This window comes from Sporosarcina sp. ACRSM (assembly GCF_022346545.1).
Lineage (GTDB): Bacteria > Bacillota > Bacilli > Bacillales_A > Planococcaceae > Sporosarcina.
In genome coordinates this window covers 167,094-179,554 of sequence record NZ_JAKRNU010000007.1, presented here as the reverse complement: position 1 = coordinate 179,554, position 12,461 = coordinate 167,094, and the positions used below count along the sequence as shown (strand labels likewise).

Sequence of the window (12,461 nt, the reverse complement as noted above, 5' to 3'; positions counted from 1 at the left end):
AACTGATAGATGTCGTAAGCCGAACTCACTATCATCCCACCCCTAAAGAAGTGGGCTTTCTCATTCGTAAGTTCTGTAAAGAATAGAAGCCTACGTATTGAATCATTGGCTTCATAAAGAATTGCATACAATTGAATGGAACGTGAAAGCCGCGATGACAGAAGATAATTCGGAGATCGTGGCTTTTTAGTGTTCCTCTTAATAGTATTCCCGAATTAATCGAGACGCCTTTACTAAACGTCGCGTTAAGAAATATTTGCTACTATTGTAGTTCTGAATAAAATTGATACAATTGAAGAAATGGCATAGTTGATGGATAATTCGAAATTGGGTTTATAAACAGGGGGTGTCATGATTACAAACTACCGCGTTGTCAAAGACCATATGGTGGAGTGAAAGAAAGAAAGCGGTACAGGACGCGAAGGGATCAAGTATGCAGTAGAGGAAATGACGGAGTTGAAGCTAATCGTTTGGAATCAAGAGTGAAGGTGTTGAAAAGATGACGACAACATATAAAATTGCTGTAATTGCAGGGGATGGGATTGGTCCGGAAGTCATTGACCAAGGCATTAAAGTGCTTCACAAAGTTGCAGAGTTAGACGGCGGTTTTCAGTTTGACTTTACGCACTTTCCGTGGGGCTGCGAGTATTATGCAAAAACTGGACGCATGATGGCGGAAGATGGGATTGAACAATTAAAACAATTTGATGCGATCTATTTGGGCGCTGTTGGTTTTCCAGGTATCCCTGATCATATTTCCTTATGGGATTTGTTATTAATCATCCGTAAAAGCTTCGATCAATATGTGAATATCCGTCCCGTGAAACTATTAAAAGGGGCGCATTGCCCACTGGCAAATGTGAACCGGGAAGATGTTGACATGCTGTTTATCCGTGAAAACACGGAAGGAGAATATTCCGGTGCGGGTGATTGGCTATTTAAAGGACAAGAAAACGAAGTGGTATTACAAAATGCTGTGTTTTCACGTAAAGGAACGGAACGCATTATTCGCTATGCATTTGAAACGGCGAAAAAACAAGGACGTAGTTTAACAAGCATAAGCAAAGCGAATGCCTTAAATTATTCCATGGTTTTCTGGGACCAAGTATTTGAGGAAGTGAGTGCGGAGTATCCGGAAGTAGAAACGGCTTCTTATCTCGTAGATGCGGCAGCTATGCTGATGATTACAGACCCTAAACGATTTGAAGTTGTTGTCACTTCCAATTTATTTGGCGATATTTTAACAGATATCGGGGCAGCATTGGCAGGCGGTATCGGCCTTGCGGCAGGTGCGAATGTGAACCCTGAACGAGCGTTTCCGTCGATGTTTGAACCGGTACACGGCTCTGCTCCAGATATTGCAGGTAAAGGGATCGGCAACCCGTTAGCTTCTGTTTGGTCAGCTAGTCAAATGCTCGATTACTTGGGACATGAAAATTACGGTAAGCTTGTGCTCGATGCGATTGAAGATCTATTAATCGAAAATACGACATTAACACCAGATATGAAAGGAACAGCGTCTACGTCCGAAGTTGGGGACCGACTCGTTCATATCCTTACAGAAACAATGCCGACTCGCGTATAAAAAAGGAAGAACGCCCCTTATCGGATTAGTCGATAGGGGGCGTTCTGTCCATAGCCTTTTCAAAGTCGAGTAAAGGAATGCTGGAATTCATTTGTAGAGTCCGTTGTGAACTCTACAACTATTATAACAAGAATGATAATCATTATCAATCGAAATGAGAGAGATTTTGAAAAAATTTTTTGTGTTGAGTGATCTCATTATCTTTCTGCTATGAAATTCAAGGTAGTTAAAGTAATAAACGAATAAAAAATACATACAATAGTAACGTATAGGTGACAAGCATACATCGGATGACAGAGGGTGAAGAGCGATGAGCCTTGAAATTTTTTCACTGGCACCAACCGTTTTTCAAGTGTTACAAGCAGGAGAGCCGAATCCTAAAAAGGCGAAGCGAATCGTTTATGGACAAGCGACATCAGACGCAAATGGTATCGCTACACTTTACTTCACGGACGATGGGCTTGCTAGTGGTAATCCATTCTTAACAACAATTGACTATGCCGTATCAAGCGTATATTCGACAAATCCTACGATAAATGCAAGGCCGAGAGTCCAAATGCGAGAGAAGAATGTTAGTGCAAAATATGTCTCTGCGAATGTGACAAGCATCAGTGGTGTAACAGTCCTCGGGATTAGTGTATTAGGTTCAGAAAATCCAGTGAGTGGAGTTGTGGTGGATTTCATGATTTTAGGGAGTTTTAATACGGAAGAGTGAGTGTTGGAGAAGCTAGGTTATCAATAACTGTTTGAAATCATGGGAGTTCTAAAAATGGTGGATAATAGAAACTTGCCTATTGATACAATGTTTCTGCAAGGATATGCATTCGATTGGATAGAGAGTTATAAGCCACGATAACCGTAGATGATTCGGTTATCGTGGCTTTATTTAGGTGTCTAATGTCCCTTGTACTACCCAAAGATCTCTATTTTGCGATGGCCATAAATTTTAAAATAGGTTTGTTACATTAGGACTACTGTTGTTGTTTGGGTTTTATGAAAGTCTTTTTGGAAAGAAATACAACAAGTCGAATTAAAAGCATATAGATAAATGCTTCAGTAAAACTAACACCTAAGATAAATACATAACGACCAAAATCTTCTAATTGATTGAAGGAAAAATATTGAATCTCAAAATCCCAAAATAAACTTTTAAAACTTACCACTAAGAAGATGGGAACCAGTAATATCCAATAGAAAATAGGGATATTTATGTTTGTCCCTTTCACTAACATGCATCTCTCACCTCAAATTTCCTATTCAATTTATTTAGTGCTTCAAAATTTGTTTCTTATCGAATTGTAGCAAGTTTTTTTCCAAGTTAAAAATGAAATGACGTGTAACGGAACCAATTATTCAACGGATACTTTGAAGCGGGAGGGGACGGTGAAATTCTGCTCCAAAGCATGATCAGTTCCCCAATTAACTTTTGAATAACACGCCAATTTTTATTTTAGCTTGCATTTAAGAAAAAATTTGATTATGATTTAAATCGTAATTATTACGATTTATAAAATGAGGTGAAGAAACTGACTAGAAAAATACCTGTCACAGTGCTTAGTGGTTATTTAGGTTCAGGGAAAACAACGTTATTGAATCATGTGTTAACCAATCGGGAGAATAAGAAGATTGCCGTTATTGTCAATGATATGAGCGAAGTCAATATTGACGCGGCTTTGGTCAAACAAGGAGGTTTCTCTCGAACGGATGAAAAATTGGTGGAGCTTCAAAATGGCTGTATATGCTGCACGTTACGAGAGGACTTGATGATCGAGGTGGAAAGGCTCGTCCAAAAAGGAGATATTGACTATATCCTCATCGAATCATCCGGTATTTCGGAGCCTATTCCGGTTGCCCAAACGTTCACATATGTGGATGAAAGTCTGGGCATTAATTTAACGGACTATTGCCGGTTGGATACGATGGTGACAGTGGTGGATGCAAATCGTTTTTGGCATGATTTCTCATCAGGAGAAAATTTGCTTGATCGGAAGCAAGGGACAGATCAGTTGGATACGCGTGAAGTGGTGGATTTATTAATCGATCAAATTGAATTTGCCAATGTATTGATCCTAAATAAAACCGATTTGGTGGATCAAGAGACTGTCGGGGAATTAACAGCAGTTCTCCAAAGGCTAAATCCAGATGCCAAAATAATTGAAAGTACGCATTCACAAGTCGCATTAGATGAAATCCTAGATACTCATTTATTTGATTTTGAAGAGGCCAGTCAAGGGGCCGGATGGATCAAGGAATTAACGGAAGAACATACGCCAGAAACAGAGGAATATGGCATTTCATCCTTTGTCTATCGCAGGAAAAAACCATTTCACCCTGAAAGATGGCTGCGGTGGTTAGAGGAATGGCCGGAGGAAGTCGTGCGGGCCAAAGGATTTTTTTGGCTGGCGACGCGAATGGAAATGATCGGTTTGTTATCACAAGCCGGGCCTTCTATCATCTTTCAAGGAGCTGGTGAATGGCTCGCGACTTATCCTGAACAAGAAAGAAACCAAATCCTACAGGAAGAACCGGAGCTATTGGAAAAGTGGGATGAAGAATTCGGCGATCGAATGACGGAGCTTGTACTAATCGGGATCGACATGGATCGTGAGACCATTGAGATGTCGTTAGACCGCTGCTTATTAACTGAAGATGAAATGAAAATGGACTGGAAAGCATTGAACGACCCGCTTCCTGCTTTCACAGTCACAGCGTAAAAAACAATACTTGGAGGAATGACAATGAGAGTGAACATAACGCTAGCATGCACTGAAACAGGGGACCGTAATTACATCACGACCAAGAACAAACGAAACAATCCAGAGCGGATTGAATTAATGAAATACTGCCCGAAACTGAAGAGGCATACACTACACCGGGAAACAAAATAATCGTTCTTATTGCTGTCGAGTTATCCTGCGAAATGAAGCAGTTCCGCGATTGTTGAAGAACATGGAAGCACCTGAAAAAGGGATTGTTCAGAAACTCAGTTTTCACCGAGTTTCTGGACAGTCCCCTTCTTCAATTGATTAAGCTTGTCTCAATCCAATCCGTTATCCAACACTTGTTGTACCAACTGACGCACTTCATCCGTTGTTTTCGTATCCATCAATCGGTTTCTCAATTCGCCTGCGCCTCTAAATCCGCGGATATAGATTTTGAAAAAGCGAAGGAGCGGTTTAAATGGACGGGGCTCGGCTTCAGTCGAATATTTATCATGGAGATCTAATTGTAAAAGTAATAAATCGAGATATTCTCTCACGCTATGTTCTTTTGGTTCTTTTTCAAAAGCGAATGGGTTGGTGAAAACACCGCGGCCGATCATTACGCCATCCACGCCGTATTGTTCGACTAATTTTAAACCTGTTGCGCGGTCAGGGATATCACCATTGATCGTTAACAATGTATTTGGAGCAATTTCGTCCCGTAATTTTTTGATTTCAGGGATCAGTTCCCAGTGTGCATCCACTTTACTCATTTCTTTTCTTGTCCGAAGGTGGATGGACAGGTTCGCAATGTCTTGTTTCAATACATGTGTTAACCAATCGCGCCATTCGTCAATTTCGATGTAGCCTAGTCTTGTCTTAACACTGACTGGCAATCCGCCAGCTTTTGCGGCTTGGATGATTTCGGCTGCCACTTCCGGACGTCGGATTAATCCAGCACCTTTGCCGTTTGCGGCCACGTTTTGTACCGGGCACCCCATGTTTAAATCGATCCCTTTAAAACCCATTTTTTTCATATCGATGCTCATTTGTTTAAAATACTCGGGTTTATCACCCCAAATATGCGCGACAATCGGTTGTTCATCTTCTGTAAACGTCAAACGACCACGCACGCTCTCTCTTCCGTTAGGGTGGCAATAACTTTCCGTGTTTGTAAATTCCGTGAAAAATACATCAGGCGGTGCGGCTTCACTAATGACGTGACGAAACACGACGTCTGTGACATCTTCCATTGGTGCTAATATAAAAAACGGCTTCGGTAAATCAAGCCAAAAATTATCTTCGTTACTCATTTCATATCCTCCTGTTGCAACAGACACAATTGCAAAATCCTTTACTCAATATAAATTTGTGCATTTCTGTTCGTTTGATACATAGATCCATTTCTCAAAACTTCTTTTTCGACTGTTACTATAATAACATAGCGGATAGTCTCCGAGGTATGACAATTCATAGATCTTTGCCATGCTTGTGGAGATATATTTCAATTTATCTTCGTTCAGCAGAAGACTCCCACCTCTATAGGTGGCGAGATGAATGCGGTTTTGTTTTCCTGTTCAGCGGGTGTCCAGACGCCCGCTGAACGAAGATAGAAGGCAACCTAAGTTCGCTGCGTCCTGCAGCAACGGTTGCATGACCTACCTCCTGTAGGCCCGCGGATGTCACAGATTTTTTAGAAGAGCTTTTCTCCCGAAAGCGAAGGGCGCCTGCTTAGGTGCGACAGGCATAAGGCGAAGATGCGGCGTGGCGTTTTTTACCACAGAGCAACTTTGACTTATGACCCGAGCTCCTGGCGCCCGGAGCTAGATGCGAGCGAGCTCGAAAAAATCTGGACGCAATCACGCCGAGGCGCGATTGATTTTAGGTGGAATTATACTTGAGAATGCTCTGAATAGCCAGAAGTCAAATGTGAAAAGCATGAAACTGCATTCTTTGATTGCTACTACCGCAGAATATTTGAATTCTTACTTTCTTTCTGAATGCACTTAAGAACTTCACTGTAAGTTCTAAATTTGTTTGTAACATATAGATCGATCCTCATATTAAACAGGACTAATATGCATGTCAAATTTATAATCTTAGCTACTGAACCTTTAAAGGGATGATGAGGAAGGCGGCAACAATACACAAGGAAGGCGTGATGGAATGCCAAGAGCCGGCATGTTCAAGATTAGGAAAGAAACGAATCATGAATCTTTTCAGTATGACTGCTGGCATCAAAAACTACATGCGTCTGGTACATATGGAAAAGGGTCATTATTAACGGTGAAGGAGTTTTATCATGCTAAAAAATAAGGCGCTACTGTTTATATTGATAATTCTTGTATTCGGCATTATCGTACTGATCGGTTTGCTCGTACCGAAAGAAACCCACCCTTCTTCAGATACAAGGGTTATTTTGGACCATACTTATAAGACCTATATCGCTCCCGTTTGTTTTGAAGAGTCGGATCCTACGAACTTTCTGCAAGAATCAACATTAGAAGAAGCGGAAAATTTACAGTACGCCCCCCATTCTCCATGTACGGAGAATGCTTTAAAAAGTGAAAATGACCGATTGCTTACAAGCTTTTTGAAAGAGCTTGGAATTATGGAGAAAAAATGGGATGGCTGGTAATGCCGGCAGGATTCACATTGATTGTCATGCGGCTTCCTAAACCGAAGAGGTCAATTAAGTAAGAAATATGATTTGAGAAGCCAAAAGAAGACGTAGTTGTCTCTCCTCTGGCTTCTTTTTATTTTTGACGCAATAGTAGATTTGGTACGACCCGTATGTATATCAGTTCACCTACAAGCTCAACAATCGTCTGTGTTACGATTACGGCGGCTACCAGTGTACTGATATCATCGGGCAAAGCTAAGGCAAGGGGGAGAACCACAAGCGAATTCCGTGTGGATCCACTAAAAATAAGGGCACGACCTGATCCGATATCGAGATTAAACCACTTAGCGATGTATCGGGATATAATGGGAACGATAATCATAAAAGCAATATAGATCGGAATCACTTTGATAATGAGGTTCATGTAAGTAGATAATTTGCCAATCTGAGATGCCACGACAACAAAAAGCGTAAGTGCCATAAATGGAACAGGTAGCCATGCTGACAGATTTACTATTTGGTTGCCGACTGGTGCTTTTCTTGCAAATAACTGGAGGGCAATCGCAATGCCCAGTGGAATAACGATAAGACCGAAAAAAGCCTCCAAGAATGGGCCTGGCTCCACTATTCCAGTTGCTTCATTCCCCATAAACAGCCATAAATACAAAGGCAAAAGAAGCATTTGGGTAATGAAAAGAATGGGTGTCGACATGAGTATAATCTTTTCATTCCCACGGCCTAGAGCTGTGAAGACGATGACATAATCAATACAAGGTGTTAGCAAAACTAAATAGACGCCAAGCAATAATGGTGGATAGTCGGGTAATAACTTTGATAGAAGCCATACCACAATCGGCACTGCTATGTAGTTAACCGTTAAGAGAGCCCAGATAAAACGTCGATTCACAACCCATTCTTTTAAAGAAGTAAAGGGAATTTGCGAAAACATACTATACATCAAAATAGCGATGACAGCAGAAATCGTTATATCGAATTGCCCTGCGACATTGGGAACGATTAGTCCAAATCCGGCTGCGATTACGAGTACAATGACATATAGCCAAACTTGATTATTCTCTAATTTTTCTCTAGTGATCATTCGTAGCTATTCTCCATTCATTAAATATACCAGTCCTAACTATAAGCGTTATAAAATTAGAAATCAAAGCCCTACTATAGGGTGAAGATGGACTATAGAAAGTCTCAAAGTGTTTATGTCATTTTTAAGAACTCTGATCAGCTTCTACTTGGATAGGAATGGAAAAGTAAGGCCAAATTAGCGGCAAAATCAAAAACGCTCCGGAAGGAAATAGTTTCCTCCAGGGCGTTTTTCATTTCCAACAGCAATATTAGAATACAGCAAGGTTTTGTGCGTTCACTTATCGTGGTATATTACATAGCACCCACTGGCCCAAAACTGAATTCCTTCCAATCGTGAATTTCATACGTCGGTTTTGCCGCGCTGTTGTTTTCTTTACGCTGCGGATTGTACCAGCATGTATCAATACCGAAATTGTTGCCGCCAAGAATATCCGATGAAAGGGAGTCGCCGATCATGAGGATGCGGGACTTATCCGACACATTGAGGAGCTTGCATGCATAGTCGAAAATGTCCGCTTTCGGTTTTTGGCAATTGGCTTCTTCGGATGTGATGATTGCTTCGAATGTGTTGTTTAGCACGGATCTGCCAATTCTAGAAAACTGCACATCTTTGAAGCCATTTGTGACGATCGCCAATCGACAATCTGCCAGGCCGCTGAGCATTTCTGCTACACCTTCGATCAGATGTGCTTCTTTACCTAAGTAGTCCAAATAGGTTTGTCCGAACAGGGCGGCGTCCATGTCCAAGCCGTGCAGATCGAACAAGCGCTTGAACCGTTCCGTTTTCAGCTCGGTCAAAGAGATGCGTCCTTGTTCCAAGTCATCCCAAAGCACTGTACTGATTTCCCGATAGCTCTTTCTGTAGTCGCTTAAACCGTTCGGGTAGCCGTTCGATTCAAAGGAAAGGGAAAAAGCATTTTTTTCACCTGCACTGAAATCCATCAGCGTGTCATCTAAATCAAATAAAAATACATCGTATTGCATTCTAGGTGCCTCCATTCGAGTATGTATGTCAGCCTAAGACTGTATGTTCTCGTCTGTAGTTGCCACTTATTAAGGTGTCTATCTATTATAACGCAACATACCGAGGTGGAAGATTTTAATTTCTATAAGAAAAGGCTGTACCTATCATTAGGAAGAAGTTGTGCTGCTACCTATAAGTTTGCCTTGTTTCATTTTTAGCAGCTTGAGTTTATCCGGAATCAGGTATGAAATAATGCCTGCGCTTATTAATAGGAATGTGGCTAATCCGAATGAAAAAACATGTGTGCCGAAGACCTCATAGTCCCAACCGCCAAGAAATGTAGAGATGGCCTCACCTATTTGATGACCAAGATGAAGCGGTAGTCGGGTCAAGTTGATGATCGACTAACATCCTCCGGTCAGTTATAAAGCGAAACTGTCCTTTCTTCTTGCTTATCGAGAATAATCGTGAAACACTTAAGATGAAAGCGTATATATAAGGAGCCATTGCAATACATAGTAAGATATGGAAAACGACTAGATTGGCATAATCAAAATTCACTAGTCAGGTAGGAGGAGGGTTGAGATGAATAGAATTGTCTTTGGCTTGTTAGTAGTACTAACCACTGCTTTAATGGGTTCTTCGTTTGCGGTCGGGAAAATAGGGCTCGACTATGCAACGCCTCTTTTATTGGTCGCCATTCGATTTATAATCGCGGGGGTACTTTTTGCGATCATTGTTAAATTATTTAAAAGGCCGCATCCGAAAGAACTTGTCAATTGGATGTGGATTGTGGTAATCGGCTTTTTTCAAACGGCAGCTGTGATGGGCGGCATTTTCTTAGCATTACGAACGATCACATCAGGTGAAACTTCCATATTAACGTTTACCAATCCATTGTTGGTTGTCGTTTTTGGAACAATCTTTTTACAAATCAGGTATGGTCTCAGGCAATGGATGGGCGTCTTATGTGGATTTGTCGGGGGATTCATCACGTTGGGGGCAAATTTGGATTTTAAAGTGGGGACTTTGTTCGGATTTGTAGCGGCCGTTTCATGGGCTGTTTCCACTTTGATTATCAAAATCCATGGACATAAATTCGATACATGGGTATTGACGGCCTATCAATTATTGTTTGGTGGTTTGATTTTATTTGCGGCAAGTTTTCTTCTGGAACAACCTAATTTCATCATCAACGCTTCTTCCATCTTCATCTTGTTATGGCTTGCCATTCCGGCTTCTATCGTTCAATTTGCGATTTGGTTTTACTTATTGAAAAAGGGAAATCCGGAGAAGACAAGTTCTTTCTTATTTTTGGCGCCATTTTTTGGTGTCCTGTCCGGTTGGCTCATTCTTGGGGAACGTTTGGCATGGTTTACCTTGTTGGGCGGTGTACTTATATTTCTTGGCATCTTTCTCGTCAATTGGCAGGCAGACATGCGATTTGACTTTTTCAAAAGAATGTTGCCGGCTAAGACAAAGTACCAAAAACAAACCTTGGATTAACACACTATAAACCTGAACCGAAATATATGGGGATTCCGGGATTCGTCTCTAGCTTAGTTTCCAGTAAATGCAACTTCTTATTCCTTATTGACGTTTCAATAGTATGACTACTTTGTATTTTTATTGTGTGATTGATTAGGAATAGAGGGGGATTATTTGAACAAAATTTTAAAATGGATGCTTATTGGTTTAGGTGTGATACTGGCGGGCATCGTTCTACTCGTCATTATTTTTATACTAGAGATGAAGCCTGATAAAGAAAAAGAAGAACAGGTGAAAGCCCAAGCGGAGGAATACCTAAAAGATCATTTTAGTGATCGCTTCGAGATATACGATACGTTGTATGATAATATGGGAAACTTTGGATTTGAATATGCAGCGATTGTTAGAGATAAAACGAGCGGAATTCAGTTTTTTGTTTACTATGACGATCAAACCAACCAAATGGTGGACACGTATATTGCTGAAAAATGGAGAAATGATTTAGAAAGCGAAATACGTCCTTTCATACGGGAACACTTCGGAGAAAAAGCGGATGTCTATGCTTACTTCGATGATAGGATAGGGGAGGAACTAGGGATTGATTGGACGGATTCAAGGAGTTATAAAGACTTTGACGTTGCCCCTACTATTCGTGTGACGATTCCTCGAAAAAAGAATGACGAAGACGAACGACTCTTTAATGAGTTCATTTCTTTTCTGAAAAGCGAAGACAAACTACAACAAGGTACGCTTATTGTAGGGTATGTCGCTAAAAATGGGGAAATATTAGAGGAGAATGAGTGGAGCAAAGCATTTTAACAGATAAGTGAAGGGGGAAAAAAGGCGTTCGCAGAAATCAGAACTGATTTCCGTGAACACCCTCTTTTTTTACGATCAACACTATTTCGCATTTTCATCAGGTTGATGAATTCCAAAAACATTGCCTTCTGTGTCCAGATAATAGCCTTGCCACGCCATGCCGGGAAGGGGATGTTTAGGTTTGGCGATTGTCCCGCCGTTCGCTAAAATTTTTTCTTCCGTTGCGTCGTAGTTTTCCACACCCATTGTACAAGCGAATCCGTTTAAAGCTTGTCCTGTTTCAGGGGGCGCACTTTGCCGCTGCATCAAGGCCCCGTTGATCCCGAGTTCCTTGTCATCGCCCGTAACGGCACCAAAATAAGGCATTCCCGCATAATCACTCCAATCTTGAAATGACCATCCGAATACTTCACCATAAAACCGCTTTGCCCGTTCCATTTCATCTACGTGAATTTCGAAATGAATCAATCGTCCCATAACGTCCTCCAATTTATGTTTAGAATATTGTGGTTATTCATTCCGTAGAAGTTCATTATACCACCTACTGGTTGATCGCACATGGAAAGTGAATGCTTGGTGCTCTGGGCGTCATGAATCTCTTATTTCCTAACGACAGGAATCCACATTTCACCAAACACGAGGCCGTCACGCTGACCCATCTCAACCGTTGCATTCGGTCCGCCCACATAGGCCACATTCGTTGCTTCCGGCAAAACTTGACCAAAGGCGATGCCAGTCAACTTATTACTTAACTCCTCAGCCGTTTTTGCTTTCCCTTTAACGATTACATATTCCCCCTTCGGAAATTGAATGATTCTGGTGGCATCCGGTAATGTCTCTTCTGTCATGACGCCAGCATAATGCATCATCTTATTATTCACTGCTTCATTTACAGCAAAAATATAGTCATTTGTCGCAACGGCTTTTAAACGATCGAGTGTCCCGTCTTGGCTAGCGGATTGCCAAAAGTCGGCTTTTTCCTTCGTGATTCCCGCAAAGTCTGTGTAATCGCTTTTTAGCTCCGTTCCAAATCCTAAAACCGTAAAGCCATCTTTTTCTTCTATTGTATAATCTGCCATATTTAAAACCTTCCTTTTCAGATATTAATCAAATGAATTGTCTTTTCATTCGATGAGTTTATAATAACGTTAAACCATGTCAAAAAATGAAACTGTTTAG

13 protein-coding genes are annotated in these 12,461 nt (G+C 41.1%); 7 read left to right on the top strand and 6 right to left on the bottom strand.

The genetic code is table 11. The features are described 5' to 3' along the window. The first annotated feature begins 499 nt into the window (after positions 1–499). Positions 500–1,585, top strand: coding sequence for a tartrate dehydrogenase (locus MHZ95_RS12880; RefSeq protein ID WP_239391065.1), 1,086 nt, complete (start codon positions 500–502; stop codon positions 1,583–1,585). A gap of 310 nt (positions 1,586–1,895) precedes the next feature. Next, a complete protein-coding gene (locus tag MHZ95_RS12875) occupies positions 1,896–2,300 on the top strand; it encodes a hypothetical protein (protein WP_239391063.1) in 405 nt (134 codons plus the stop codon). 256 nt (positions 2,301–2,556) lie between these two features. On the opposite strand, the gene MHZ95_RS12870 is transcribed toward MHZ95_RS12875, so the two are convergent. Next, positions 2,557–2,817: a hypothetical protein gene (locus tag MHZ95_RS12870; RefSeq protein WP_239391061.1), complete on the bottom strand. Its 261-nt coding sequence runs from the start codon at positions 2,815–2,817 to the stop codon at positions 2,557–2,559. 294 nt (positions 2,818–3,111) lie between these two features. On the opposite strand from MHZ95_RS12870, the gene MHZ95_RS12865 reads away from it, so the two are divergent. Beyond that, a complete protein-coding gene (locus tag MHZ95_RS12865) occupies positions 3,112–4,299 on the top strand; it encodes a GTP-binding protein (protein WP_239391201.1) in 1,188 nt (395 codons plus the stop codon). A gap of 24 nt (positions 4,300–4,323) precedes the next feature. Then, a complete protein-coding gene (gene rpmG / locus MHZ95_RS12860) occupies positions 4,324–4,473 on the top strand; it encodes a 50S ribosomal protein L33 (protein ID WP_239391059.1) in 150 nt (49 codons plus the stop codon). A gap of 149 nt (positions 4,474–4,622) precedes the next feature. On the opposite strand, the gene MHZ95_RS12855 is transcribed toward rpmG, so the two are convergent. Next, positions 4,623–5,600 carry a tRNA dihydrouridine synthase gene (locus MHZ95_RS12855; RefSeq protein ID WP_239391057.1) on the bottom strand — a complete coding sequence of 326 codons (978 nt, stop codon included), beginning with the start codon at positions 5,598–5,600 and terminating at the stop codon, positions 4,623–4,625. A gap of 989 nt (positions 5,601–6,589) precedes the next feature. On the opposite strand from MHZ95_RS12855, the gene MHZ95_RS12850 reads away from it, so the two are divergent. Continuing rightward, positions 6,590–6,925, top strand: coding sequence for a hypothetical protein (locus MHZ95_RS12850; protein WP_239391055.1), 336 nt, complete (start codon positions 6,590–6,592; stop codon positions 6,923–6,925). A 118-nt stretch (positions 6,926–7,043) separates the two neighbouring features. Here the strand turns inward: MHZ95_RS12850 and MHZ95_RS12845 are convergent, their stop codons facing one another. After that, a complete protein-coding gene (locus MHZ95_RS12845) occupies positions 7,044–8,009 on the bottom strand; it encodes an arsenic resistance protein (RefSeq protein ID WP_239391053.1) in 966 nt (321 codons plus the stop codon). A 293-nt stretch (positions 8,010–8,302) separates the two neighbouring features. Next, complete coding sequence (locus tag MHZ95_RS12840; protein ID WP_239391051.1) at positions 8,303–8,995, bottom strand: YjjG family noncanonical pyrimidine nucleotidase; 693 nt, start codon at positions 8,993–8,995, stop codon at positions 8,303–8,305. A gap of 565 nt (positions 8,996–9,560) precedes the next feature. On the opposite strand from MHZ95_RS12840, the gene MHZ95_RS12835 reads away from it, so the two are divergent. Then, positions 9,561–10,481, top strand: coding sequence for a DMT family transporter (locus tag MHZ95_RS12835; protein ID WP_239391049.1), 921 nt, complete (start codon positions 9,561–9,563; stop codon positions 10,479–10,481). A gap of 156 nt (positions 10,482–10,637) precedes the next feature. Then, positions 10,638–11,282 (top strand): hypothetical protein, encoded by a 645-nt coding sequence (locus tag MHZ95_RS12830; protein ID WP_239391048.1) that lies wholly within the window; start codon positions 10,638–10,640, stop codon positions 11,280–11,282. Positions 11,283–11,363: 81 nt separating this feature from the next. On the opposite strand, the gene MHZ95_RS12825 is transcribed toward MHZ95_RS12830, so the two are convergent. After that, positions 11,364–11,759 (bottom strand): VOC family protein, encoded by a 396-nt coding sequence (locus MHZ95_RS12825; RefSeq protein WP_239391046.1) that lies wholly within the window; start codon positions 11,757–11,759, stop codon positions 11,364–11,366. Positions 11,760–11,881: 122 nt separating this feature from the next. Next, a complete protein-coding gene (locus MHZ95_RS12820; RefSeq protein ID WP_239391044.1) occupies positions 11,882–12,361 on the bottom strand; it encodes a GyrI-like domain-containing protein in 480 nt (159 codons plus the stop codon). Positions 12,362–12,461 lie beyond the last annotated feature (100 nt).

Excerpts from the sequence above, each read along its gene's own strand:
- MHZ95_RS12845 (WP_239391053.1), bottom strand. The coding sequence starts at position 8,009 with ATGATCACTAGAGAAAAATTAGAGAATAATCAAGTTTGGCTATATGTC.
- MHZ95_RS12850 (WP_239391055.1), top strand. The coding sequence starts at position 6,590 with ATGCTAAAAAATAAGGCGCTACTGTTTATATTGATAATTCTTGTATTC.
- MHZ95_RS12820 (WP_239391044.1), bottom strand. The coding sequence starts at position 12,361 with ATGGCAGATTATACAATAGAAGAAAAAGATGGCTTTACGGTTTTAGGA.
- MHZ95_RS12870 (WP_239391061.1), bottom strand. The coding sequence starts at position 2,817 with ATGTTAGTGAAAGGGACAAACATAAATATCCCTATTTTCTATTGGATA.
- rpmG (WP_239391059.1), top strand. The coding sequence starts at position 4,324 with ATGAGAGTGAACATAACGCTAGCATGCACTGAAACAGGGGACCGTAAT.
- MHZ95_RS12840 (WP_239391051.1), bottom strand. The coding sequence starts at position 8,995 with ATGCAATACGATGTATTTTTATTTGATTTAGATGACACGCTGATGGAT.
- MHZ95_RS12825 (WP_239391046.1), bottom strand. The coding sequence starts at position 11,759 with ATGGGACGATTGATTCATTTCGAAATTCACGTAGATGAAATGGAACGG.
- MHZ95_RS12875 (WP_239391063.1), top strand. The coding sequence starts at position 1,896 with ATGAGCCTTGAAATTTTTTCACTGGCACCAACCGTTTTTCAAGTGTTA.
- MHZ95_RS12855 (WP_239391057.1), bottom strand. The coding sequence starts at position 5,600 with ATGAGTAACGAAGATAATTTTTGGCTTGATTTACCGAAGCCGTTTTTT.
- MHZ95_RS12880 (WP_239391065.1), top strand. The coding sequence starts at position 500 with ATGACGACAACATATAAAATTGCTGTAATTGCAGGGGATGGGATTGGT.
- MHZ95_RS12835 (WP_239391049.1), top strand. The coding sequence starts at position 9,561 with ATGAATAGAATTGTCTTTGGCTTGTTAGTAGTACTAACCACTGCTTTA.